The sequence below is a fragment of the Methylomonas sp. HYX-M1 genome, from assembly GCF_040741385.1.
GTDB classification, from domain to species: Bacteria; Pseudomonadota; Gammaproteobacteria; order Methylococcales; family Methylomonadaceae; genus Methylomonas; species Methylomonas rhizoryzae.
The window spans coordinates 1552408-1576999 of record NZ_CP160405.1 but is presented as its reverse complement, the minus strand read 5'-3'; the positions used below and the strand labels follow the sequence as shown (position 1 = coordinate 1576999).

General features: G+C 57.3%; 19 protein-coding genes, 1 pseudogene and 1 riboswitch. Of the genes and pseudogenes, 10 read left to right on the top strand and 10 right to left on the bottom strand.

The window, feature by feature from the left end; translation table 11 throughout:
* Nucleotides 1-26: 26 nt before the first annotated feature.
* The 3 genes from AB0A83_RS07315 to AB0A83_RS07305 form a co-directional block, all read right to left on the bottom strand.
* Complete coding sequence (locus AB0A83_RS07315; RefSeq protein WP_367155890.1) at nucleotides 27-1667, bottom strand: ShlB/FhaC/HecB family hemolysin secretion/activation protein; 1641 nt, start codon at nucleotides 1665-1667, stop codon at nucleotides 27-29.
* 408 nt (nucleotides 1668-2075) lie between these two features.
* Entirely contained in the window at nucleotides 2076-3659 is a 1584-nt protein-coding gene (locus AB0A83_RS07310; RefSeq protein ID WP_150047637.1) for a hypothetical protein, read from the bottom strand.
* Nucleotides 3660-3734: 75 nt separating this feature from the next.
* Entirely contained in the window at nucleotides 3735-4499 is a 765-nt protein-coding gene (locus tag AB0A83_RS07305; RefSeq protein WP_190303272.1) for a PEP-CTERM sorting domain-containing protein, read from the bottom strand.
* Nucleotides 4500-4536: 37 nt separating this feature from the next.
* Nucleotides 4537-4615: riboswitch (cyclic di-GMP riboswitch) on the bottom strand.
* Between the two features lie 402 nt (nucleotides 4616-5017).
* On the opposite strand from AB0A83_RS07305, the gene AB0A83_RS07300 reads away from it, so the two are divergent.
* The 9 genes from AB0A83_RS07300 to AB0A83_RS07260 all read left to right on the top strand — a co-directional run bounded on the left by AB0A83_RS07300 (nucleotide 5018) and on the right by AB0A83_RS07260 (nucleotide 17817).
* Nucleotides 5018-6313, top strand: coding sequence for an ammonium transporter (locus AB0A83_RS07300; RefSeq protein WP_150047636.1), 1296 nt, complete (start codon nucleotides 5018-5020; stop codon nucleotides 6311-6313).
* 113 nt (nucleotides 6314-6426) lie between these two features.
* Nucleotides 6427-6765, top strand: coding sequence for a P-II family nitrogen regulator (locus AB0A83_RS07295; RefSeq protein WP_150047635.1), 339 nt, complete (start codon nucleotides 6427-6429; stop codon nucleotides 6763-6765).
* 79 nt (nucleotides 6766-6844) lie between these two features.
* Nucleotides 6845-7168 carry a hypothetical protein gene (locus AB0A83_RS07290; protein WP_150047634.1) on the top strand — a complete coding sequence of 108 codons (324 nt, stop codon included), beginning with the start codon at nucleotides 6845-6847 and terminating at the stop codon, nucleotides 7166-7168.
* A gap of 71 nt (nucleotides 7169-7239) precedes the next feature.
* Nucleotides 7240-11346: a hypothetical protein gene (locus AB0A83_RS07285; RefSeq protein WP_367155889.1), complete on the top strand. Its 4107-nt coding sequence runs from the start codon at nucleotides 7240-7242 to the stop codon at nucleotides 11344-11346.
* 59 nt (nucleotides 11347-11405) lie between these two features.
* Nucleotides 11406-13850 carry a HEAT repeat domain-containing protein gene (locus AB0A83_RS07280; RefSeq protein WP_367155888.1) on the top strand — a complete coding sequence of 815 codons (2445 nt, stop codon included), beginning with the start codon at nucleotides 11406-11408 and terminating at the stop codon, nucleotides 13848-13850.
* Complete coding sequence (locus tag AB0A83_RS07275) at nucleotides 13831-15396, top strand: efflux transporter outer membrane subunit (protein WP_150047631.1); 1566 nt, start codon at nucleotides 13831-13833, stop codon at nucleotides 15394-15396. Before AB0A83_RS07280 ends, AB0A83_RS07275 begins: the two co-directional genes overlap by 20 nt.
* Nucleotides 15397-15644: 248 nt before the next feature.
* Nucleotides 15645-16070 (top strand): host attachment protein, encoded by a 426-nt coding sequence (locus tag AB0A83_RS07270; RefSeq protein ID WP_150047630.1) that lies wholly within the window; start codon nucleotides 15645-15647, stop codon nucleotides 16068-16070.
* Between the two features lie 278 nt (nucleotides 16071-16348).
* Nucleotides 16349-17533, top strand: coding sequence for a sialidase family protein (locus AB0A83_RS07265; RefSeq protein ID WP_150047629.1), 1185 nt, complete (start codon nucleotides 16349-16351; stop codon nucleotides 17531-17533).
* A 5-nt stretch (nucleotides 17534-17538) separates the two neighbouring features.
* Entirely contained in the window at nucleotides 17539-17817 is a 279-nt protein-coding gene (locus AB0A83_RS07260) for a hypothetical protein (protein ID WP_367155887.1), read from the top strand.
* A gap of 80 nt (nucleotides 17818-17897) precedes the next feature.
* Here the strand turns inward: AB0A83_RS07260 and AB0A83_RS07255 are convergent, their stop codons facing one another.
* From AB0A83_RS07255 to AB0A83_RS07230, 6 genes are all read right to left on the bottom strand, one after another.
* Nucleotides 17898-18512: a hypothetical protein gene (locus AB0A83_RS07255; protein ID WP_367155886.1), complete on the bottom strand. Its 615-nt coding sequence runs from the start codon at nucleotides 18510-18512 to the stop codon at nucleotides 17898-17900.
* 183 nt (nucleotides 18513-18695) lie between these two features.
* Nucleotides 18696-19910: a S8 family serine peptidase gene (locus tag AB0A83_RS07250; RefSeq protein WP_367155885.1), complete on the bottom strand. Its 1215-nt coding sequence runs from the start codon at nucleotides 19908-19910 to the stop codon at nucleotides 18696-18698.
* Nucleotides 19911-19918: 8 nt separating this feature from the next.
* On the bottom strand, nucleotides 19919-20602 hold the full coding sequence (locus tag AB0A83_RS07245) for a zf-HC2 domain-containing protein (protein WP_190303271.1): 684 nt from the start codon (nucleotides 20600-20602) through the stop codon (nucleotides 19919-19921).
* A 1-nt stretch (nucleotide 20603) separates the two neighbouring features.
* Nucleotides 20604-21227, bottom strand: a complete 624-nt coding sequence (locus tag AB0A83_RS07240; protein ID WP_150047624.1) for a sigma-70 family RNA polymerase sigma factor — start codon at nucleotides 21225-21227, stop codon at nucleotides 20604-20606.
* Between the two features lie 288 nt (nucleotides 21228-21515).
* Nucleotides 21516-22385 (bottom strand): PilZ domain-containing protein, encoded by an 870-nt coding sequence (locus tag AB0A83_RS07235; protein WP_150047623.1) that lies wholly within the window; start codon nucleotides 22383-22385, stop codon nucleotides 21516-21518.
* 139 nt (nucleotides 22386-22524) lie between these two features.
* Nucleotides 22525-23562: a coproporphyrinogen III oxidase gene (locus AB0A83_RS07230; RefSeq protein WP_150047622.1), complete on the bottom strand. Its 1038-nt coding sequence runs from the start codon at nucleotides 23560-23562 to the stop codon at nucleotides 22525-22527.
* A gap of 347 nt (nucleotides 23563-23909) precedes the next feature.
* Here AB0A83_RS07230 and AB0A83_RS07225 point away from each other — a divergent pair.
* Nucleotides 23910-24059, top strand: a pseudogene (locus AB0A83_RS07225) (toxin-antitoxin system HicB family antitoxin); the annotation flags it as partial.
* 325 nt (nucleotides 24060-24384) lie between these two features.
* On the opposite strand, the gene AB0A83_RS07220 reads toward AB0A83_RS07225, so the two are convergent.
* Nucleotides 24385-24582 carry a hypothetical protein gene (locus AB0A83_RS07220; RefSeq protein WP_367155884.1) on the bottom strand — a complete coding sequence of 66 codons (198 nt, stop codon included), beginning with the start codon at nucleotides 24580-24582 and terminating at the stop codon, nucleotides 24385-24387.
* Nucleotides 24583-24592: the final 10 nt, after the last annotated feature.

Genomic DNA, 24592 nt, shown 5'->3' with positions numbered 1-24592 from the left:
GTCCGGACCGATTGCGGTTAAGCCCGTCAGAATTCGGTTGCCACTCTAAAATCCACCCGCGGATCGCCGCTGTGCACCACGGTACCGCCGGTTAAGTCCGCATCCGGCGATTCCTTGAACGTGGTTAAGGGTATCCCCAGCGCCAGCACACCGTTGAAATGCTTGAGCATTTGAAACTGCATGCCCAAGCCTGCACTGGTTAGCACGTAGTCCTTGAACTGGCCGGACGACGGTTTTTCCACCCAACCTTTGCCGAAATCGAAAAAAGCCAGTAACTTGAGTTCGTTTAGATAATCCCATTCCTCGGCCCCCAAATGCGGGCTGCGCAGCTCCAACGAACCGACGGCCGCGCTATCGGTCAGGGCTTGGGTCTCGTTATAGCCGCGCACGCTTTGCATACCGCCCAGCGAGAATTGTTCGTTGCTGATTAGGGGTTCGCTGGCCGCCTGGCCGGCAAAGCGGCCTACCCATTGCATACCGTAAGGCAGGTCGTAACTCCAGTCGAAATTACCGGTGACGTACATAAAATTGGAGTTGGAACCGATGCGTTTTTTATTGAATTCGGCTTCGTCGCTACCCAAGCCGCGAAACGCCCAATGCAGGCCCAAGTCCATGCCGAACGTGGCGGACTCGCCGCGGTAGTGACCGCCGTATTGAGCGACAAAGGGCACATAGCTGATGGGCGTGGCCTGATCGTCGGCACCGAGCAATTTCAGATTCTGGCTGAAGTGCTTGTAATCGCCCCCGAAGCCGCCGTTATGAAGGTAGCGGCCCAGCGCTTTAAACGGCTTGATCCAACGCATACCGTAGATTTGCCCGTTACCGATCACCGACAAATCCCCGGCGCTGGCCACCTGCGCGCTGGAAGACGAGTTAACCGCGTACAACACCAGCCGCGAGTCGCCGTCGAACAACGGCATGGCGTAAGTGCCGGCCCAAACGTCCACTTCCTGGCTTTGTTCCGGCGAAACCTGATACATCAACGATGCGCTATGCATGCGTTGCCACAAATTGTCGTAACGCAACGACGCCACCAAGCGGGTCCGCGAGGTGTTGGCGGTGTTGCGACCGTTCATTTCCAGTTTGCCGTGCAAGGGCATGTCGTCTTTGACTTTCAATTCGACTTCCAAGGTACCGGGGGTTTCCCCGGCCCGTAAAATCGGCACGATTTGCCGGTCCGGGCTTTCGGTAGCCAAGTGGGCCAGCTGTTGCTGCATTTTCGGGAAGTTGGGCACCGTGCCTTCGGCCAGTTCCGGTACCGCGGCCTTGATGTTGCCCAAGGAAAAATAGCGGGCGTCTTTAACCCGTAAGCGCGCCACCTTGCCTTCCACCACTTGCAGATAGACCACGCCGTTTTTGACGTTTTGCTCCGGGATGTCCACGCCTACAGTCTGGTAACCGTTAGTCTGATAGAGTTTTTCCAATGCGGCTCGGGCCGATTCCACGTCGTCTATGGATTTTTGCGGACCTAGGAACGGATACAGGGTGCGTTCCAGCTGGTTTTTGTCCAGAGTGCTGTTGCCTTTGACCCGCAGTTCCAGCAGATCGAAACGCGGGGCTGCCGCCGGCTGAGGATCGTTTTGCGCTGGGCCCGTTCCGGTTTCGGCATCATTAGCATTTTCGCCGTTCGCCTCTTCCGCCTGTGCCCAGGTAGGAGCACTCGGCAACCATAAGGCCGCAAGTAAGAGCAGACCGACGCATTGCCCGGATACCGCCTTACAATGCGGTAACGATCCAGCCCCCCTATGCCATGGGTTGCTGGTGGAAATTGAGCCGATGGATACTCGCCCGATTCGGCGTTGAAGAATAAATCTATCTATCACGATGTTGCTTTCGCTAAATTCAAGGCGGTACGTCGATTTTGCTCGACGCCCTAATTTGACGACCGGCATTGGCCGATGACGAGCCAATCCCCCGCGCCCAAAATCCTTGCTCGGTAAAAATCGTAAAAGCCAATCACTTATGGAAAGCGATTGACTTGGTTGACTTCTCGAATCAGCCGCAGCGCCTAGTTGTTTCTACGGCATTCGAGAAGCGGGTTGCAGCCATCCCTGGCTGCCAGTAAGCGGGGGGGCTTACTGCAATTGAATACCGCGTGAAGTACCCAAGTCGTAAACGGCAGGGATACGGCAGTTGTTGACGCTTTGCGAAGTGGTTGCGTGGCTGTAAGGGTTTACCGGATAACTGGCTGCGAACACGCCGTTGGTTTCCGGGGTGTAGTTTTTCGGCGACGCCAAGTAACCGCTTTGACCGAACGAGTGGTTGTTGGTAGCGTTCAAGGTGACGATCACGGCCGGGTTGCTGGCCGCTTTGATGAACTCGTCGACGATGGCTTTTTCGCCGGCGTCGAAGACGTGGGTTTTGCTGTATTGGAAGGTCAATTCCGCCCAATCGTGGTATTTGCCTTTGGCTACGTTTTCCAGGGTAGGGGTGATACCGTCGATTTTTACGAAACGCCAGTCTTCGGAGCGGCTGGCATTTTTCTCCAAGCCTTGAATGCCGATAGCCCAACGGGTACCGTAGGTGTTGTTGAATGCGCTGCCGATGGTGTTGGACCCTGAGTCCAGTTCGCCCATGCATTCGGACACGGTACCCGAGGATGACATTTGGTGAACTTTAGTTTCGGCTACCACTTCCGGAACGCTCGTGTTACCGGCTTTAGGCGCGGTCGCGGCGGAGGCGCAAGGATAATTCAAGAAATTGATGCCCATTTGCGCTTTGGTACCGGAACCGTCGGTACGGGTGCAAACGTGCACGCGATGGCCGGTGAAACCGGTCGGTTTATACGCGGCGCTGGCATTGGCGAAGACGTTGGAGGTGCCGATTTTCAGGTCTTGCCAGCTATCGATTTTGCCGGTCAGGATGCTGGCGATTTGATCGCGGGTCAGGCTGGGCATACAGGCTTCTGTTTCCGAACCCACGCAGGCGTTGCCGACGCCGAACTGGGCTTCTTGCAGCGCGTTGCGGAATTTCAAGGTAGCGCCTATGCCGAATACTTGGCCGCCGGCGGATTCGACGTTCAGGAAGTTCACGTCGCTTGCGCTGATTGCCTCGAATCCGCTGGGGGTGTTAACACCGCGGAATTGTTCCGGGTCGACGTCGGAGATACCGAAATCCGGCACCTTGGATTGATACTGGCCGACGGTAGTTTCGGAATAAGTACAGGTAGAGGTACTCAACACGCCGGCAGCCGGCGCCGGAGACGGTACGCTACAAATGCTGGGGTCTACGTTCAAAAATTGGATGCTCGCACTGGCGCCTTTGGCTTCGGCGATGATGGGCGATACGCCGAACGCAGAACCGCCTTTGCTGCGTTTGTAAATCATCAAATTGGTTTTGCCGCCGGCCAGACCGACCAATTGCGGGTTCAGCGGGTTCAAACTACACAGGTAAGCGTCCTGGTCTTTACCCGAACCGTTGTCTTTGAATTTAAACACCGGTTTGGTGCTGTCGCACAAGCGCTCGGCAGCGGTTACCGTGGTGCTGGTAGACAAATGCTCGATGTACTCCAAGGCCGCGGAGGCGCCGGACAAATAAATTTCGTAGGTGTTGGCCGGAGTGACAACCACTTTGCCGTTGCCATCCAGAGTAACGTCGGCTTGCGCCGCACCGCCAAACAAGGCAGCTGCAACCGCAGCGCCCAATACTACGTTTTTCATGACTTTTCTCACTATGAAAGTTTTGAAGGTAGGAAAGCGGCCATTCCCCGCTGTTTGGGGAATGGCTTCAGGCAATTACGCGTTGGCTTTGCGGCGAGCGCCCAGCAGGCCCAGCAGGCCGGTACCGAACAACCAGACCGCGCCTGGGACCGGCACGGCGGCAGGTGCTTCGAAGGTCAGGCTGTTGCCGGCCAAAGTCCATCTTTGCACAAAGGTGCTGGTGAGGTTGTCGCCCGGATTGACTACGATGTCCATCACACCCAATTGAAAGGCCACAGATTCGCCATAAGCCACTTGCGGATCTTGGATCCAGCTACCCCAAATGGAGTCGGCATAGCCGTGCTGACCGGTCATCGGCGAATCGGTGTCCAACGACAATTTGGTATCGTTCAAGTTGCGGTCTTGTACTAAACCGGCATTCACATCGATCGCGTGCCCTTCGATGGCGGATGCAACACTAGAACCCCAGAAAATGCCGTAGTCTTCGCCGGCGGTCGGGTACAGCGGTCCGTCCATGGTGATGGCTGCGCCCAAACCTACCGAGTTACCGACCGCAACCACGTATTTGATTACACTGGTGTTGGCGCCGGTAATGAAATTTTGCCAATTCGGATCGTTGCTAAGATCGTAATTCAACGCGTAAGACGTATTGAACTGGTTAGCCACCAATTCGTCGTAAGTAATACCGGTATCCAACGTGAAGGTTTTACCGGTGGTCCAGTCGTAAGCTGACAAATACGCTTCGTTGTTACCGCCGTCGTAGTACATGACGCTAGCGTTCGCTGCGCCGGCACCTGCCAGCATCGCCATCGCTACCGCCAATTTTGTAAATTTGAACATTGCTATTTCCTCATGTTTGAAAAAGTCGTAGACACGAGGTGACAGTTCAGCCGTCTTGCCGGGCAAGACCTGTAACTTTCCGTCCCCGCCTCGCGGCGGGTTTGGCTTTTACACACTCCTTAAATCGCGGGCCGAATTATCTAACAGATAAACAACGCGGCCTTTCCCCGCTACCATAAAACGAACCGCATCCAACCTACTCCCTACCTCTTCCCTCGCCCTACCCCGGACGTGCCATCCCTATTCCCTTGCCGACTCTCCCTGCACTCGGCAAATGCCTTACATCCGGCGCTGCAACAGCGCTTGGTGTTTGCGCATATTTTTCCAGAGCAAATGAGAGCTTTCAGTTACAAGTGGATTAACGTTGTGTAAAACGTAATACATTGCCGACGCCGATGGTAAGAATGGAACCGAACAGCACGAGATCGAATCGAAATTAGTTTGCCATTTGCCCCAAAGTAGATCATCATACCGGGCATTCGCACCATTACTGTGCGCTTACGCCGCTTGGAGACCGTATGACTACTCGCACCGCTTATGTCGCAATCGCGCTTGCCACTGCCGCCGGCTGGCCGCTGTCCGCCGCCGCAGATGAATTGAACGGTGCTGATACCGCGTGGATTTTAACGGCCTCCGGCTTGGTGTTGTTTATGACGGTGCCGGGACTGGCCCTGTTTTACGGCGGCCTAGTTCGCACCAAAAACGTGCTTTCGGTGTTGATGCACTGTTTTGCCGTGACCGCATTGGTCTCGGTAATCTGGCTGTTCGCCGGTTACAGCTTGGCGCTCAGCGACGGCGGTAGCTGGAATTCGCTGATAGGCGGCTTATCGCGCCTGACCCTGTTGAACATGAACGCCGACACGCTAAAAGATAATCTGCCGGAAACCGTATTTTGCATGTATCACCTGACCTTCGCGATTTTCGCGCCGGCACTGATCGTCGGGGGCATCGCCGAAAGGATGAGGTTTTCCAGCCTGTTATGGTTCGTCGGCCTGTGGGAGCTGTTGATCTACGTGCCGGTCTGTCATTGGATTTGGGGCGGCGGCTGGCTGGCCAAATTGGGCGTGATGGACTTTGCCGGCGGCATCGTGGTGCACGTGGCCGGCGGTACCGGCGCGTTGATTGGCGCGATGATGCTGGGCGCTCGCCGCGGCTTTCCGCGTGTGCCGATGCCGCCGCACAACCTGACCATGACCGCTACCGGTGCCGGCATCCTTTGGGTAGGCTGGCACGGCTTCAGCGCCGGCAGCGCCTTGATGGCCAACGGCGCCGCCGGTGTAGCGATGCTGTCCACCCACATGAGCGCGGCGGCCGGCTCGCTGGCCTGGATGGCCAGCGAATGGCTGCGGTTCGGCAAACCCAGCGGCCTGGGCTTGATTACCGGCATGGTCGCCGGGCTGGGCATGATCGCTCCCTCCGCCGGCTTCATCTCACCTTTGGGCGGCTTGCTGGTCGGCGCCTTGGCCGGCGGTTTGTGTTTTCTGACGCTTCATATGATCAAACGCCGCTTCGCGATAGACGACACCCTGGACGTATTCGCGATTCACGGCGTCGGCGGCATCGTCGGTTCTTTATTGACCGCCGTGCTGACCCACGAGGCCTTAGGCGGCATCGGCATACTCAGCGAAAACGGCATCGCCGGCCAACTGACCGTGCAAGCGATTGCGGTCGCTAGCGTGCTGATCTGGAGCGCCGGCATCAGTTTTTTGATTTTGAAAGGGCTGGACATGACTCTGGGGCTGCGGGTATCCGCCAACGAGGAGACTGAAGGTTTGGACATTTCCCAGCACAACGAACAAGGCTACAACTTTTAGTCTCCGTTCCGACCCGCCGAAATCGCACTATCGACCGAATGGCGCCAGCCTGCTCGCTTCCGCGCGGGGATGGCCGACTGTCAACGCTTTTCGCCATAGCTAATGGAGTCTGCATGAAATTAATCACCGCCATTATTAAACCGTTTAAAACCGAGGAAGTCCGGGATGCCTTGTCGCAAATCGGCGTATTAGGCCTGACCTTGAGCGACGTGCGCGGATTCGGACGGCAAAAAGGCCACACCGAACTATACCGCGGCGCCGAGTACCGCGTGGATTTCGTCCCCAAAACCAAGCTTGAACTGGCCGTACCCGACGATATGGTGGAACGCGCGGTCGAAGCCATCCTCAAATCGGCCCGAACCGGCAAAATCGGCGACGGCAAAATTTTCGTGACCACCATCGAGCAAAGCGTGCGCATTCGCACCGGCGAAACCGGCGAAGACGCCATTTAGCCAGGCATTCGGCAAGCACATTGATATTGATTCGATATTACTATTAAGTTACAGTGAACGCCGAATTCGGAGACGACTCATGAAATACCGCTTGAAAGTATTGTTATCCGCCGCCCTCAGCCTAGCGCTAGGCCATACGGCCGCCGCCGATGACGACGCCGCCGGCAATCTGGTTAGGGCGCAGCCTTGTGTCAACGGGGAAAACATCGACGACTTGTTGAAACAAAAAGCCCGCCACAGCCAACGGGACTTGGGCTGGCATGTGTATTCGTCCGACGACGGGCTGGAAGTCGAACGTGCTTACATGGTCAGTAAAGCCATGGAAATTCGCTATCGGTGGCGCGTCACCGCCGACGGCCAAGTGTTTCCGGCCAACAAACGCGCCGAGGAGCTGTGTTCCTGATGTAAGCACTGCAAGTGCCGCCAAGAAACGCACTCATCGGCAAAACCGTTATCTCGCATGTGGGGTCGCAAATGAAAGCCAAAATCCCGCCGATCGGCATCCGCCGTTGCAACCGCCGCGCCCGGGTAGTAAATGCTGCCCTAAGCGCACCCATGATTGCCTTGGAGCTATTGCTTTGGCCTTGGCGACTATTCAAGCTGCTGAATTTGCTGGTACACGGGCTGGGCCATGCGTTTGCACTGTCGCTCGCCACCCGCTCGTCGCGCTACTTGAGCCGCACGGTCATCCTGGAAAACATTCCCGCCGACAAACTTATTCTCGGCCTACTGCCCGGCGGCAACCTTACGCAGGGTGTATCGCAAACGCCGCACATCGAACTGGACAAGCTGACGGCATGGCAATGCAGACTGGGCGCTGCCGGCGGCATCGCCGCGAACTTGAGCGGGTTGACGGCTGCGGTTCTGCGACAGCCGGAGATATTGGACGTCTCGCCGTTGCCACTCGTTGCCGACCTGTATGTGCTGACCTGTTTTTACGCTACCGCACTGTTGGCGATGTGTTCGTGGCCGGACATCCGGGCCATGCTCTACGGCCGGGCCGCCGCACTGGCTTGTGGTCCGGCCTTCGCCGTGCGTTACGGATTGGATCCCGAAGATAAATCGTCGCCGCAGCTGGTTTCCGACCGGCTACGGGAACTGGTGGAAATTCTGGCCCGGGAAGCCTCGACCCGCGGCGGCCAATCCGGCGGCTTTTCCATCATCGTCAAGCGTTTGGATGCCTTGTCCGTCATTTTCGACAAAGCGGTCAAGGGCAAACGCGAAGACATCGTCAAAGTGGTTTGCCGGAAAATGTCGGCGCTGCTGACCAAAGCCCGCCGCGAAGGCTACGGCAAAGCCGGCGATTTCGAAGCAATCCTGCTGCATTTGCGCTATGCCACCGGCGGCGCAACCCATTGGCACAACGCCCAACCGCATTGGTACGAACATTTCGCGCAAATGACTCAGCACAAGGTTGTGAATGGCTGCTTGCACAACGTCAACGGCGAGGTGTTCAACATGATTGCCCACAACGGCGACATGGACGGCGTGCATTTGGATTTGACCCTGAACGCCAAACCGTTCCGGCACTATTTCAGCCAGATGGAAGCGCGCGCGATATTTATGGCGGCGATGCCGGTCACCACCTCCCAAGGCAACTCCGACTCGCGCAGCGTAGCTGAATGGCTAGACTTTCATTTCACTCAAGGCCTGGCGTACAAAGCCCTGCGCTATGCCTATTTCACGGCCGGCCTGGATTACAACCGCGACATCGTCGCCGGTAAATTCAACCTAAACCCGTTACTGCACTGGGCCGAAGAGATCGACATCGAATTGAACAAACTGGGCAGCCAAAACCCTGAGCGCTGTCTGAAACCCGCCGCCCAATCGCTTGCCGACCTGAAAGATTGCCACAAGCAACGCCTACGCGAGATATTGCGGACACGCGCCCACGGCGTGGTTGCCGCCGACCTGCTCGACCAGTTCATCGCCCGCTTCGAAACCGCGTTTTATCATCACGACCTGACCTATGTGATGCGTCTGGCGTCGCGCGACCTGGTCGGCGAATTCGCCTTGATGGTGTGCAGCACCTTGGAACCGCGCTTGGGCGTGTTCTCGCTGACGCAAGCGTTTTCGATCGGTTACAACCGCAGCCGCAACGAAATCTTCGGCAGCGCCGAACCGCAGGGCGTCACCAGCGCGCTCCAGCACGGCCACGCCGACGACGATGCGCTGCAAATTTATTTGCAAGACGGTCAGTTCGCCACTGTGGAATACCGGCCGCAACCCGGCCAAGATCCGATCCGCATTTACGACCGGGCCCAAGCCGACGCCGATTTGGAGCTGTCCCCGGTCATTGCGGCCGGCACCGTCCTGAATGCACCGGCTCACGCCGAGTTCTGCCATTGGTTCGCCGTCAACGGCAACCCGAAAATCGACCGTCACACCCGGCACGAGGTCAACCCGACCGAAGACGTCGGCAAAGACATCAAAGACATCCCCTACGTGTTGCGGCGAATCAGGGAATCCTTCACCCCGCAAGGGGAAAACTGGGACACCATGCAACATTTTGCCGACTTGCTGCTCGAACGCCTGCAAGACGAAACGCGCGAACCGGACAAGCACGATCTGGTGTTGTTCGGCGTCGACTTCAATCAGGATTTGGTGCAGGAATTCAGTCTGGCCCTCCATTCCATATTGCCGGGTCTACGCATTCGGGCGGAAAACTCCGGCAACGTGTTGAAGGAAATGAAACGCACCCGCCGCGAAGGTATCGGCCGCTACAGCCCGCAAACCCTGTTTTTGGGGGTCAGCAATTCGGCGCAAACCCAATCGACCTTGGCCGCTATTCGTAAGGCACGCGAATGGGCCGGCGCGGAACGCTGCTTCGTGCTGAGTCAATGTTTTTTAAACTCCATGACCCAAGCGCTGGGCCAAGGCTTCCACCCCGAAGACCCCTTATTGCCCAACACCTTCGTCAATTTGAGCCATTGGGCGCCGGACGGCAGTTGCGGCCGACGTCGTTCGGAAGCGGCCACCTTGATTCCGGTCGCCACTCACGCGGTCCTGACCGAAATCTTGCTGCATTTGGCGCAAAGGGTACTGGAAACCCGGCAGGCGCTGCAGCAACAAGGCGATAGGGTAGGACTGAAAAAACCGGAAATACGCCACGACTTGCAACTGGCCGATTTGGAAGCCTTCCGCAATTTTCAAATCGTGGTCTATGAGGTGGAAATCGCCAACCGGGTGGGCCGCAATGCCGCCGGACAGCCGATAGACTCGCCGGACCGCGCAGCACTGGAGCACGAAGCCAAGGCCCGCGCCGAAAACACCATCGAGTTCGTGCGCGCCTATGCCCTGTTCGCCGCCTATATCGCTATCGCCACGGTATTCGGTATTCCGGTGTTCGCGCTGCTCAGCGCGCCGTTGCAAACCGTACCCGGCATCGCCACCGTCGCCCACGTCCTGGACGCCGTGCTGTTCTTGTTCGCGTTGTGGTTGATCCATTGCGGCATCCGCTATTGGCAAGGCCGGCCGCTGTGGGAACGCATCGGCGCCCGCGCCGAGCTGTATATCGACCGACGTTACATCGCCCGGATGATAGAACGCTACAACGCCACCTTGTTTGCCAACGCCCCGGCCTTCATCACGCCGTTTTTTTATTGGGCGGATACGGTACAGGACGCGCTGCATCGTTTCGGCATCCGCGCTCATCGCGGCGTGGTGACGATACACCGCACTCCGGACGAACGCATGGGCGTGGAAGAAGCCAACAACGCCTCGGAAGAAAATATGGTATTCGCCCAGATCGGCGGCATCCGCTTCAACGGCGGCCAACCGCAATCGCGCGATAAAGTGCGTTCCGGCTCGTATTACATGAACAAGGACGCCCGCGATTGGGAAGCCCGGCCTTACCAACTGGTGCTGTCGGACAATTTAGAGTCCTTGCGCCGCCAATACGACGGGCGGTTGTCGCCGGAAGTACTGCGACTGGTCAACCGGCGTCTGATCGATTTGTGCGACGGCCTGATCGTGGAATTCGTGTTGGGCGAACGGCGCAAGGCCTTGGTAAACCGCGCCATTTGGGACGTCATTCGCTGGATACCCGGCGCCATGCTGCTGTATCAAGCCTTGCTGGGCATGGGCATCGACTTGATGAATCTGACCGGCGAAGCCGATACCGCCAATCAGGCACAAATCCAATCGACCAAACACCCGGTATCGCCCATGGATTTTCACGTGCAAACCATGGCGCCGCGCCAGGCCTTGCTGTCGTTCAACCAGGAAATGCCATGCCGGGCCCACCAAGCGCTCGGCGTGGTCACGCTGGGCGGCAACGATACTTTGACCATCGCCCTCAGCCCCTTGTCCGGCGGCGTGCACGACTTGCCGGCTAAATTGCATTTACACCCCGGCGCGGGCCGCGACAAGGGCACGCTAGTCGACCTGCCCAAATTCCGCAAAGGCGGCAAATTCGTGGCAGTGTTGGGCCATGTGGCCGGCGAGGAACATTTGCTGATCCGCAATCAGCAAACGGCTTGCCGCCTGGCCATACCCACCGCCCTGCTGGACGGCGCGCAACGCCGGTTTTTGCACGATCACTTGACCCACCACAACGATGCCTGGGCCAACGTGGCATAAGACCCGGGCGCAGCAAGCCGGCGCCCGCACACTGACTTAACCGTAGGGAGAACAGCATCGTGTTGCCTATCGTCGTGACTATCGCCGTGATTCTGGCTGTTTTATTGCTGAATGCCGAACAAAGACCGAAAAATCATCGGGAAAAACTGGTTGTCCGGCTGATTTTATTCAGCGTACTGTTTTTATCCACATTGTGTTTGCTGGCTGAAAGCATCATTCCCGCCGGCGTTCAGGTCGGCGCAGCAGCTTTCGTCGCAGCATTCCTGGTTTTCAGAACCCTGCTGGCCTCGTTCTGGGGCAAGGTGTTCTTTCAATCACTGCTGATCTTGCTACTGTTTTGGTGCGGATACCTTTATACCGTCACGCAACTACCGTACGGCGAGCAACCGTTCGCGACCCTCGCAGTCAACCGGCCCAAACCTCTCGAAATCGACAAACTCAAACAACAATGGCTGCTGGGTTTGCCGCTGCAATCCGAAGCCGTTGTTCCGGCCACTGCCCAAACCGCCGCACTGCCGACACCCGGCAAGCCGGAGCGCAGTGCCCTGAGCTGGCAAGCCTTGTGGCCGTTGATGGAAAAAGACGCCCGAATTCGCGAAGTGCTGCAAAACCTTAGGGAAAAACAACAACAGGATTTGACCGCGTTCGACAATCAATTGAACGCCACCTCTGTCGCCAGCACCGCGATGCGCCGCCACGCGCTGGACAAGGAAAACGTGGACGATTTGTTGAAGGAAAACGCCATCTCCAAGGCCCGTTACAAAACCCTGCTGGAAACCTGGAGCCTTTTGGACCGCGACGAACAGGCGTTTAGCGAACGCCAGGACGAAGAACGCTTTCACGTCCTGTTGCAACTGGTCACCGATACCGAAGTTGACGAATCGCACAAAGTGGAATTCATCGACTACATGGTCAAACATTTCGCCGGCGACATTCGCCTTTTCAAACCGTTGATCAGCGTTTACGACCGTCTGGATGAAGAATATCCGCGCCATAAGCGCTTGAACCAAGCTTTCCTGGATTTATATCTGGCCAAGCGGGAAGCGGTCTTGCGCGGCATAAGGGCGATGGGCAAGCCGGCATTGCAACCCTTGCTGGATTACCGCAACAAAACCTTGCCGACCATCGGCTATTCCCAAGCCCGACTGGACGATTTCATCGAACGGCAATTCGGCGTCAAAGTACGCACGCTGTACCAAACGGCGCCGGCGCAAGCAGTGGCGGATTTTTTGAACCGGAAAAAGTATCCGGACATCGACCTGTTTTCCGGGCCGTCCTTCGAACAAGACTACATACGCCGAACCTTACGCCAATTGCAAGCCGAAAACCGCCCGCCCGAAGCCGGCGAGGTGTTGTTGGGACTGGATCCAGTGCAATGGCAAAATCTGCGCACCGCTCTGACCGGCCGCTATTCCGAGCAATTGGATAAGCTGCTGATAGCGCCCGATCCCGCCGTGCGAGCCAATCTGGCCTGGCAATTGGCCTATTTGAAAAACCCTTACCATATGCCGTTGGTGCTGGAGCTAATGCGCGACCAAAACCCGGAAGTCCGCCGCCTGGCCGCCATTGCCGCCGGCAATTTCGCCATACGCGACACCCAGGGTTCCAGCGATCCCAAATTCACCGAAATTATCCGCATGCTGCAAAACTACCGCAGCAATTCCGATGCATTCGGCCGTGCTTGGGCCGTCACGGCGCTGGCCAATATCGGCGACAAACAAAAAGCCTTGTACGTCATCGATTTGATTTTGAACGACGGCACCGCCAGCCAATCCGTGGTCGGCGACTCGGCACCGACCTGGCATGCAGAAGACAAACAAGCCTTGGCCGGGTTGGTCGACACCTTGAAACACACCCCGGAAGAACTGCTGGTCAAAACCCAGGCGCTCAACACCTTGCTGGCCTTGGAATCCCCGGAAGCCCTGGACGTATTGTTGCACTATCTGATGCACGTCTACCAAGCCCACGACAGCCGACCGAGCATCTGGCGCTATCTGGCGCCGCATCTGAGCTTGCCGCAAGCGGCGGAAAACGTCGAGGACGTCGTCTCCTACCTGGCACAAACCCAAGGGCAAGGCCATAGCCAATTCCACAAACGGCAATTGAAAGCGCTCAACGGCTATTTACAACAGGCTTACGAACAGCACCGCAGCGGCGAATTCTTTCAGCTGCTGAATTTTCTGCGCGCTTTCGATCACGACGAATATCAACTTTACTTGCGACAAACCGGCGAACACATCCGCATCATGCGCGCCATCGAATACCTAACCGCCAGCGTGCCGTTCTGGCTGGTCTGTTGGCCGCTGAATCTATTAATCGCGTTGTTCGTCAGTTACCTGATTTTGCCCTGGCTGAAACTGGAACCGGTCCGGGTCGGCCACAGCGGTAACAACCGCGCCAATCCGGCCGCCTTCGGCAGCGCGGCCACCGCCAAGGCGCCGGCAATCGTGCCGATCAAAATTGCTTCCGGCTCGGGAGACGAACATGAAGCCAAACACGCTTAACCATCCCGGAAGGATTTGCTGGCCGGCTCTGCTTGCGGTCGTTGCGCTGGCGGGGCCCATCGCCGCCCTGCTCCCGGCTTGCGCGAAATTGGGCCCGGATTTCGAGCCGCCTATTGCCGAGGTTTCGCAAAACTGGCTGGACGGCAACCATCCGGCCCTGAAGCGCGGCGAATTTCGCAACTGGTGGCAGCTGTTTCAAGATCCGGTGCTGGACGGCTTGATCGAAACCGCCTACGGCCAAAACCTGGACTTACGGGCCGCGGCCATTAGAATTTTGGAGTCGCGCGCCAAACTGGGCATCGCCAAAGGCCAGCTGTTTCCGCAAAAACAAGAACTCAACCTGGGTTTGTTCCATAACCAACACAGCGGCAACGAACCCAATTTCACCACTTTCGACCGCTATTACACCTCGTTCGGCTTCGGCCTGGACGCACTATGGGAAGTGGATCTGTGGGGCAAATTCCGCCGCGGCATCGAATCGTCCGAGGCCATGCTGGCGGTATCCGAACTGGACTACGACGACATCCTGGTCAGCTTGACAGCCGAGGTCGCGGCTCGGTACACGCAAATTCGCACCTTCGAACAACGCTTGCGGTTGGCGCAAAACAACGTGGACTTGCAACAAGGCAGTCTGCGCATTGCCGAAGCCCAATACCGTAACGGCATCGCTACCGAGCTGGACGTGCAGCAGGCCAAATCGCTGCTGCATGCCACCAAGTCGTTATTGACCTCCTTGCACAGCGGCTTGCGGCAAGCGCAAAACGCGCTGGCGGTATTGTTGGGCTTGCCGCCGGATCGACTGTCCGAGCGACTCAACGCCCCCGGCGAGATTCCGCGCGCGCCGGCCGAAGTCGTGGTTGGCATTCCGGCCGACATGGTACGGCGCCGTCCGGACATTCGCCGCGAGGAAATGCGGGCGGCCGCGCAAAGCGCGATGATAGGGGTGACCAAAGCCGACCTGTTCCCACGTCTGTCGCTGCAAGGCAGCATAGGCGCGCTGGCCGGCTCCACCCAGGGCGTAGACGCTTTCGACGTGTTGGGCTCGCAAGCCATGGCCGCCAAAATCGGCCCGACCATCACCTGGCCGATACTGCAATACGGCAGGCTGAAAAACAATGTACGGGTACAGGATGCCAAATTTCAGGAACAATTGGCCAAATACCGGCAAACCGTGTTGACCGCCTTGCAAGAAGCCGAAGACGCCATGGTCGGTTACCTGAAATCCAGCGAACAGATCGGCGATCTGTCTGCCAGCGTGGACGCGTCGCAACGCGCGGTGACAATCGCCCTCAGCCAATATCAGGAAGGTATCGAAGACTACATCAAAGTGCTTAACGCCCAACAATTTCTGGTCCAGCAGCAAGACAAACTGACCCATGCCCAGGGCGATGTCGCCGGCTATCTGATCGCCTTGTACAAAGCCTTGGGCGGAGGTTGGGAAATCCGCGAAGGCCGCCCAGTATTGCCCGGAGAACTCCTGGAGCAGATGGCGCAACGCAGCGACTGGGGAGAATTGCTGGAAACCGGCAGCGCAGCCGAGCAATGATCTGTAGCGCTGCCGCTAACCGCACCCGGCCCGGCAGTGACTAAGGCAACCTAGCCGGCTCGATCGGACAGGCGTCAGATAACCGATAATAAAATTTCTTAGCCATCATTGACCCGGATCATGATGCATGCAAATTGATGCTTAGACAGGGTTGCCGGTACAGCATACAATCGGCAACAAGATAGATTGCGACACCGTACGACGGTATCTGTTTTTAGAAAATACCGATGATTTATCGAGGAGGTTTTATGAATACCCAAGTGATTGTTGCGGACAGCAGCAGAGCGCGCTTCTTCACATTGACCGGCCGGAACCAGCCCATGACCGAACTGGATGGCATGATCCACGAGGAGGGACGGATGCGGGCGCAAGACGAAACCAGCGACCGACAAGGCGGCATCGCCGGCGGCCACGGCGAAGGAGACCACACCTTCGAAGCGCCGACCGACTTCAAACACCACGAAGGCGAAGTCTTCGCCAGACAAATCGCAGCCCGTTTGGAGCAGGGCCGCGTCAACCACGAGTTCAATCAATTGATCCTGGTAGCCTCGCCGGCATTTCTAGGCACCCTACGCCAAGTACTCGGCAGCCATTTGCTGGAAATGGTCAGCCATTCGCTGGATAAAAATTTGGTTGCCGCCGACGAAGCGGCAATCCGAGAGCATATTCTATAACCCGCCGGGCGCGGCCCTCATTGCTGGGCAGGGCCGTGCCAACTCAGGTGCCGCAAGCGAGCGGGCACGTTTTAGTCCTCATTCCCTTGTGAATTTGACCTTACCATCGAGCAAACAAATCGGCCGGCCGCTTTTCTAAAGGCACAGCCGATTCAAAGCTGATTGATCTTTCCCCAAGTATCTGATTAGAATGGCCGAACGCATCCAGGCAACTTTGCTTGCACGCTAGTTTCAATTTCTAACCCGTTTGGCTCATCCAGCCACAAGAGGCATCCCCCATGTCCGACCTTATCATTCTCGGTACCCGCAAGGGTACGGTACTGATCGACCGCGCCGATTCGGCCTGGCGCGTCCGCCCGATACAACATGCCGGCATTCCGGTATGCTACGCGGCCCGCGACCCGCGCGACGGCACCTTATGGGCCTCGTTGGATCACGGCCATTGGGGGCCCAAGTTATCGCGCTCGCGCGACGGCGGTGCGAGCTGGGAAGACGTGCTGAGCTTAAAATATCCGCAAGGCGCGCGTTACATCGTCAACTATCTGCCTACGCCGGATTTCGATCCCGCCGCACCGCAGGGCGATCCCGAATACCAAGACGCCACCGTCTACAAAATTTGGAGTCTGGCCTTCGGCAATCGCGATCAGCCCGGCCGTCTGTATGCCGGCACCATCCCCGGCGGCTTGTTTGTCAGCGATGACGGCGGCGATAGCTGGGAACTCAACCGGCCGCTGTGGAATCACGAAACCCGCGGCGGCGACCTGTTTTCGGGCGGGGCCACCAGCCCGAACTGCTGGGGCGGTACCCCGGCCAGCATCGATTACGGGGTATTCGAGCCCGGCATTCATTCCATCGTGGTCGACCCGAACGATTCTAAGCATCTCTACGTTGCGGTATCCTCGGCCGGCGTGCTGGAAAGCACGGATGGCGGACTCACCTGGGGTGGCCGCAACCGCGGCATGCGCATGGACTACCTACCCGATCCGGAAGCGGAATGGGGCCACGACCCGCATTTCGTGACGCATTGCCCGGCCCAACCCGATCATCTTTGGCAACAAAATCACTGCGGGGTGTTTTACAGCAACGACGGTGCCCGCAGCTGGAGAAAAGTCAGCGCAAGCGATAGCGGGGTACATTTCGGCTTTCCGATCGCCGTGGACGCGCGCGACGGCCAAACCGCCTGGGTGGTGCCGGCTCGGGCGGACTCCGAACGTATGGCCATAGACGGCGGACTATACCTGGCACGCACCTCGGACGGCGGACAAAGCTGGCAAACCCTGCGCAAAGGCTTACCGCAACAACATGCTTACGACATCGTATTGCGGCACGGCCTGGATATCAACGGCGATTGCCTGTGTTTCGGCAGTACCACCGGTAACGTTTATTTGTCGGAGGACCGCGGCGAATCCTGGCAATGCCTAGGCAACCATTTTCCGCCGGTCTATTCGGTTCGCTTCGGCTGAGCGGCATGGCGACGGTCAGACTGACTTCGCATCTCTACCGGTTTTTTCCGGCGCTGAAAGACCGTCCTATCGAGGTAGCCGCCGGTTCGGTTGCCGAGGTGTTGCGTGCGGTCGACGCCATCGCGCCGGGCTTTACCGACTACGTTTTAGACGAACGCGGCGCGCTACGCCGCCACGTTTATCTCAGCATAGACAACCGGATCGTCATCGATAGAACCACGCTATCCGACCGGGTAGCCGACGGCGCAACCGTCTATTTATTTCAAGCCTTGAGCGGCGGCTGAGCCCCACTTTGTATTAGAACGCCGGCTGATGAGGGCGGCAGCGCACCAGCGCCGCCGCCCGCGCTCGAAAGGATAACCGGCTAAGGTTCCAATTCCAGCAAAGGACCTTCCTCGTCCGGAAAAGTCGCCGTATTTAACACTTGAATGCCAGCGTTATGCTCGCCGTTGAACGGCGTGGTAATGCCCTGACAGCCGGCTTTGACCGCATCTTCCGGCGAATTGAACCAAATGCCGACATGATAGGTATGGATGGGCCCGGTTTGCGGGTTTTCGTCGGCGTCGCTATCGTGTATTTGCGGCGCAACCGTAGAACCCGGGGCTACGATAAACGTTTCCTTATTGAAGCGGCCGATGAAGCGCGCGTGGCCGACGCCGTTGCGTTTGGTCTGCAGATCGCCTTGATACCAAGACATGCCGAACGGCGGATTCGGTACTTGGATGATAAACAAATCGTATTCGGTGTTGGGGCTTAAGCCTGCGACTCTGACATCCATGATTTCCGCGTTACCGATGGAACGAACCTTGACCGTACCGCTGGCTTTCGGCAAACAGCCTTCGTTCAATAAAGGCTGCCGGGTTAACGGAAAGCGGATTTGCTGTTCGTCGTAACCGCCGGCTTGCGCCGGCATCCAGGCTGTTAAGCCTAGCAATCCCAAAATAGTGGCGGGCAACAGATAAGTTTTACTAGCTTTCATAATAATTCTCCGACGTGAAACGAAAAGTTGGTTTCAATCAGGATGCCGTATCGCATCCTGCCCTTTATTTCCGACGACGGCGAGAAAGGTTCAGATTTTTTTAAAAATTATTCCGATTAGTTTAGCTATCGGCCATCCGGCCGGCCGTACCGCGCAACCGAGGTGGCGCACTAATGGATTGATTCAGCCGCCGCCGTTAGCGTCCAGCGCTTCCAACACTCGGCAGGCGTCGATAGATTGCGGTTGGCCCGCTTGGTGGGATGCTGCCGCCAAAATCCGCTGTATGGTTGCCGGCAGCAAGGCCCGGTCTCTCTCCAACAGCAAGGCGATGACTCCGGTCACGTGGGCGGCGGCCAGCGACGACCCGGAAACTACGTCGTAACCGGAACCCGGCGCGGTGGTGACGATTTCCACTCCGGGGGCGGCAACCGCCGCCGGCACTTGCGGCAACCAGCCGGGGCGGCTGACTGTGCCGTCCCGTTTGGCGGAAATCACCGGAACGACGAAATCCAATTGCGCTGGAAAACCGGGCTGCGGCGACTTTTCCAGCGTGGCGGCGACCAGGTTGATAGAGCGCCGGTTCGCTTCCTGCAACAGCTTCTCCAACAGCGGATCGTAAGGTCCGGCCAAGCTGAGATTGGCAATCTGCACACCTTGAGCGATGGCGGCGTCCAATGCTTTGGCTAAGGACCAACTACTGCACTTGGCGCCTGCGCTGCCCGATTCGTCATACCAACAGCTTTTCAGTACGATAATTTCCGCATCGGGAGCGATACCGTCTATACCGATGCCGTTGCCGGCGCTGGCCCCTATCACGCCGGACACCGCGGTACCGTGTTTGTCGCGGCCGAAACTTTTGTCGCCGCCGTCGACAAAATTCAGCTTTTCGGCGATGGTCGTGCTGAGCTCCGGATGCCGGTAATCGGCACCGGTATCGATCACGGCGATTTTAACGCCCTTACCGGTGGCCAGCTTATGGGCGCGATCCGCGTGCATCAACGCCGGTGCGTAACTCAAGTCGGTAAACGCCTGCGCAAAATCGCTTTGCTGACTGTCGAACACTTGGTTTTGCTGGGCCAAAACCACCCGTTCATCCTCCTGCAGGGATTTCAGCAAAGCGGGCATGGACCAGTAGTTGGGCACCTTAAACACCAAACAATCCAAACCTATGGACGCCAGCGGAAACTCGCCGGCCATTTCCAGCTGATAGTCCTCGGCAATCGCCTTGGCTATTTGCGGCCAATAACGCTGGTCCCGCTCCGGCAAGGTCACCAAAATTTGATGTTGCGACAGCTGTTTAGGCGTTTGCAGCGCAACCGGCAAACGAAACGAGCAAGCGCTCAGGCTGGCGATTAAACCGATACGCCAAGCGATTGTCAAAATCCGCAGTGTGTTCATCTACCGACTCAATCGGCCGTTTGCGCGATGCGGATATGCGGATTGCCTTGAAAGCTCGCCAATACCGCGTCCGCTTGCCCGGCCGGTACACTCAAGGTGAAAAAACCCAAGTCGCTGGGACCTTCGATAATTTGAGCTTGCGCCGAACGCAACAAGCCGATCAGCTCGACCGTATCTATGCCGTCGGCGGCGAACAAGACCCGGATGGTCTTGGTCCCGGCCGCTGCACTCGGTTTAGGATCGGACAAGGTTTGGTAAGCGCTTGGATCGACAGCCGGCTGCGGCCCCAGCCACAGCGCCAACAGGGCCAGCAACGCAACGCTTTGCGCGGCCATGGCCCAGCATACAGGGCTTGGCGTTTGCTGCAGCCAACGTTTCAGGTTGCGCAACAGGCCGGGTTTTACCGTAGCCCGTAGCGGGACGGTTTGGGCGGCCGCTTCCAGCCGTTCGACTTCGGCCAGGATGCCGGCAAAGTGGCCGGCCGACGCCTGCCACCCCTGACCGGCTTCCCGATTGACCGTCTCCTCCAGGCTACGCAAAAATTGCAATTGCACTTGGCAGGCCGGGCAGTGTTGCAGATGGCGTTCGGCCCTGGCGATTTCGGCCCGCTGCAATCCCCCGCTCACCAACCAGGGCAACAGCTCGGCGATTTCGCCATGTTCATTGTTATCGGTTCCGAGACGATCGACCATGTTAACCTCCTGTGAGCTCGGAAAGGTTGTAGCCCCGACTTTCGAGCAATTCCGCCAACCGCTTGCGGGCATGAAACATCCGGGTTTTCACGGTGTTTTCGGGGCAATTCATCACAGCGGCGATATCCTGATACGACAAACCGCTTTTAAAACAGAGTTCTATCGCGCAGCGGTGTTCCGCGGATAAGACCGACAGCGCCCAGGCTAAGGCCTCGCCCATTTGCCGGCCGGCCAACTCCCGCTCCGGGGTGGCATGACTGGCGGCGGCCGGCAAACCCTCGTTAGTTTCCTCGTCGGCAAACGCTTCCACGTCGAGCTCGGCCACCTCGCGTTGGAAATGCCGACCGTTACGCTCCAAAATCTTCAAGCCTTTATTGTGCGCAATGCCGAACAGCCAGGTGGTGATTTTTGCCCGTTCGGCGTCGAAGCGCTCCGCCGATTGCCAAACCGTCAGCATGACGTCGTTCACCGCTTCGTCCACCCAATCGTGGCGACCGAGCATTTTCAGCAAATATCCGCCTACCGGATTGGCAAACAGAAAATAAAACTCTTCGAACGCCTTGCGGTCTTTGGCCGCCACCGCTGCTATCAATGTTAGGCCGCGTTGTTCTTCGAGCGGACTCAAGTTTTATACCCTCCCTACCGGATAGCCGGACGTTTTCTTCAGCCCGACAGCCGGCCCGCAAAACACAAACCGGTGTGTTTGAAACCCGCCGGCAATCGGCCGGCTACCCATCATAGAAGTAAGCCGACCCACCCGCAAGTTTGGGCCGGGATATTGCCGGTCCATTCGTTAACGCCGCGCCAATCCGGGTTTTAGCGTTGGCCTGACGAGCCAACTCGCTTACTTATTTCCGCCTTGCGGCATAAAGGTTCAAACCCGCCCAGGGAAATTGATAAAAAACCGGCAGCGCTAAAACGCCAAATAGAAGTAAGCCAGTAGCGTCGCGCCGGTAATACCGATCAATTTATATTTGCCGGCAACGCTTTGTTGCTGCCAAAAATACAGGATACTGGATTTTTTACGCGAGGCGAACAGCATCAGCCAGGATAGACAGGTCCGAAACCAAGCGGGAACTCGCCGCAGGATTAGAAACACCAGGCCGCCGATGATAACTACCAAAATGTAGAAAACGATCACCTGTGTCTGGTGGGTATCGGTGTGAAAAGCGTGTTCGACCAGATGATCCAAGCCGACTTCCGCATATTCGAAGGCCAGATGCAGCACATGCAGGATAATTTCAAACAAATGGTGAATTAAACCGACCAATAGATGCCAGGCCAACTCGGGCGCTAACAACATCCAAAGCAACAAACCGCCTGCAAGCGCCGTTAACAGCCAACGCTGGCGATTTCGGCTGTCGATGTACCGGCTTATCAACGCCCTATCCGCGTCCGTGAGATTGACGAATCGGGCGCCCACGGTAAACGGAAAGCGATCGTTTTCGTAAGGATTGCTGGGTTTGCAATAAACCACTTTGGCGTGGGTGGAAATCGTGGTCAGGCTGGCCAGCAACAGAATGCGCAACTGCAAATAGTCGCCGGGCAATAGCTCTTCCCGGCAAGTAAAGGCAATGCCGCCGGCGCTGATGTTGGCTTGTAAGGTATCGTTTTCGGTCGATTCCGACAACGACAAGCTCATTTCGTCCGCGGCCGTACGCGGGCGGTAAGCATCGGCAGCGGGCGCTACGGGGAGCCTGCGATAAAACAGATTGATCCTTTCATAAATGCGCCTGGCGTCTCTACGATTCGCTTGGCTCCCGCCTGTCGTTGTCGCTTCCATCAACGCTCTCGCTGAATAATTGCAGTGCTAACAGCATAGCCAAAACCGGCCAATTCTCAACGCCAACCTGGCGAATAAAACCCGGCGGGCTTAGACAACCCGCCGCGCCGGCTCGAACAAAACACTGCCTTGTTTTTGCTCAACGATGATTGCTCACCGTCGGCGGGATGACATTGCCGCTGGCTTGCATGTCGATTGCCTCCGGATGGGACGAATAATGCGCTCTTAGGCAATTCGCCAACGCCTGTTTGCTGTCGTCTTCAATCGGACAGACAACCGATTCGGGCAGGCAAGCCAGCAGGTTATGCAGCAACCGGTCTTGGGGCGGCGGCATTTTGTCCAGCCAGGATGCCAGCAAACGGCGGTCGATATGGGACGGTAGCGACGCCAAAATGCCCACGTCGTTTTGATTGTGTACCAGCAAACCCGACGTGGTGCCCCGATCCAGCGTCAACACCTGGAAAAAATACAGGGTGTGATATTCGAGCTGCCGCCTACGGTTTTCCTCGCTCGGCGCGATGCGCGTTTCGAGCGCCGCGGCCAGTATCTCGCAGTAGGTATCTATCGCGGCTGCCCCTACCCTCTCGGCCATCTGCAAATCGCTATCGAAATCGCCGCTGGCGTAGTTTTCCAGATAAAAATGCGTGACGCCCCTATGCCGCCCCAACACCGGTATGTAGAAGTAGCGATCGCCCTGGGTTGCCGCGGCCTGATACTGTGCCGGCGCTGCCAGTCTGAGACAAGCGGCAAACCGTTCTTTGTCCGCTACGTCCTCGTGCGACGGATTCAGGTCGGCCATCACCCGCCAGTAACCGCCGCCGTCCTTCATTTCCGTCCAGCTGACATGAATATGCACCGACGGCGCCAGCGGATTGCGCGGATGGATGATGCTGGAAATCGCCGAAGCGGACGCCAATTTTTTACCGGCATCGTCGTCGTATTGCACCTGAGAGGTATTGACCGAAGCCCGGTTGAATACCGCCTCGTCCGTTGCCATATAGCGCACGCCGCCGCCGTGCATACCCCCATCCCGCAACCATTCGGTGGGTACAAAGGGCTGGCCGGCGCCAAAACGAATGGCGATTTCATCCAAACGCCTCACGAAACGCTGTTGCAAACCGCAAACCATAGTATGGGCACGTTCGGCACGCGGGGATTTTGCTTTGATTCTATTCATTGACTCTTTGCTTGTTGATGGATTGACGCTTATCCAGCGGTAACGACACTACGGCAACCGCCCAGCACATGAAGGCAGCCACCGGGAGCGGCAGTTGCGCCGCTCCCGCAATCACTTGCTGCTGCACCCGGCCCTTACATGTTCGGACCGTTCGTCAGGCTCACGGCGCGGTTATTAAACCTTTACAGGGCCGAATCAATAGTTAAATTGATGCTACGTTCAGGACGGAACTGATACCCGTTCCGCTCGAAATGACCGATTTTATCCTGTATCGACACTGAAGCGTGCTCACGCTAGCCGTCAGGCCGGAATTTCGCCGGGGATGTTTATGAGATGCTTGTCGCGACGCCGGTAAAAAACCGGTCGAATCGTTTTCCGGTAAAATCAACCTGCGCATTCCGGCCGATTTGCATGCCCGCATCGTCACTGCCGCCGCCAATGACCAAAGCTTGAATCAATGGATTGGCGAGGCGTTGAGCCGTGAAGTTAATTTATAAGCTTGCGGATGCCGCTAGGCGATTGGCCGCATTGCGTTCTTACGGGTTAATTCCCAAAAACCATGACAGTTTATGGTTTCGTCTATTCGGGTGGAAGTCGTCAGACGTTCCGCTATATCAAAGTGTTGAAGCCAACATTTGGCGGATCACCTTGTCGGGCATCCGCCTTGTATGATGAATTTTAACAACTGCGAGCCCAGAAAAACTGATTACGCTGTCATCGTTTATTGGGAGGACCTTCCGCCTTGAGGACTGGAAATCAACCAGAGCCTGTTCCGTAGATTAGCCCCCGCCCTATTCACCCATATCGTGGAGTATCCGAGGCTTAGAGCCTGCATGCACAAGGAAGGTAGGTGCGGTCGGGAATCGGTAAATAGTGCAACTGAATTAAAAAACGATTATGACGAACCTCCCAATCAATGCCGCCGCTGAATCTATCCACCGCCTGTTGGCCGGCGTGGATGTCGGCACCGACGAACTGGTGTTGGTGATCCGTAAGAATAGCAAGTCGTTCGATCCGCATAAATATGCCA

Excerpts from the sequence above, each read along its gene's own strand:
- AB0A83_RS07310 (WP_150047637.1), bottom strand. The coding sequence starts at position 3,659 with ATGAAAAACGTAGTATTGGGCGCTGCGGTTGCAGCTGCCTTGTTTGGC.
- AB0A83_RS07305 (WP_190303272.1), bottom strand. The coding sequence starts at position 4,499 with ATGTTCAAATTTACAAAATTGGCGGTAGCGATGGCGATGCTGGCAGGT.
- AB0A83_RS07300 (WP_150047636.1), top strand. The coding sequence starts at position 5,018 with ATGACTACTCGCACCGCTTATGTCGCAATCGCGCTTGCCACTGCCGCC.
- AB0A83_RS07295 (WP_150047635.1), top strand. The coding sequence starts at position 6,427 with ATGAAATTAATCACCGCCATTATTAAACCGTTTAAAACCGAGGAAGTC.
- AB0A83_RS07290 (WP_150047634.1), top strand. The coding sequence starts at position 6,845 with ATGAAATACCGCTTGAAAGTATTGTTATCCGCCGCCCTCAGCCTAGCG.
- AB0A83_RS07285 (WP_367155889.1), top strand. The coding sequence starts at position 7,240 with ATGAAAGCCAAAATCCCGCCGATCGGCATCCGCCGTTGCAACCGCCGC.
- AB0A83_RS07275 (WP_150047631.1), top strand. The coding sequence starts at position 13,831 with ATGAAGCCAAACACGCTTAACCATCCCGGAAGGATTTGCTGGCCGGCT.
- AB0A83_RS07270 (WP_150047630.1), top strand. The coding sequence starts at position 15,645 with ATGAATACCCAAGTGATTGTTGCGGACAGCAGCAGAGCGCGCTTCTTC.
- AB0A83_RS07265 (WP_150047629.1), top strand. The coding sequence starts at position 16,349 with ATGTCCGACCTTATCATTCTCGGTACCCGCAAGGGTACGGTACTGATC.
- AB0A83_RS07260 (WP_367155887.1), top strand. The coding sequence starts at position 17,539 with ATGGCGACGGTCAGACTGACTTCGCATCTCTACCGGTTTTTTCCGGCG.
- AB0A83_RS07255 (WP_367155886.1), bottom strand. The coding sequence starts at position 18,512 with ATGAAAGCTAGTAAAACTTATCTGTTGCCCGCCACTATTTTGGGATTG.
- AB0A83_RS07250 (WP_367155885.1), bottom strand. The coding sequence starts at position 19,910 with ATGAACACACTGCGGATTTTGACAATCGCTTGGCGTATCGGTTTAATC.
- AB0A83_RS07245 (WP_190303271.1), bottom strand. The coding sequence starts at position 20,602 with ATGGTCGATCGTCTCGGAACCGATAACAATGAACATGGCGAAATCGCC.
- AB0A83_RS07235 (WP_150047623.1), bottom strand. The coding sequence starts at position 22,385 with ATGGAAGCGACAACGACAGGCGGGAGCCAAGCGAATCGTAGAGACGCC.
- AB0A83_RS07230 (WP_150047622.1), bottom strand. The coding sequence starts at position 23,562 with ATGAATAGAATCAAAGCAAAATCCCCGCGTGCCGAACGTGCCCATACT.
- AB0A83_RS07220 (WP_367155884.1), bottom strand. The coding sequence starts at position 24,582 with ATGCGGATCGAACGACTTGCTATTCTTACGGATCACCAACACCAGTTC.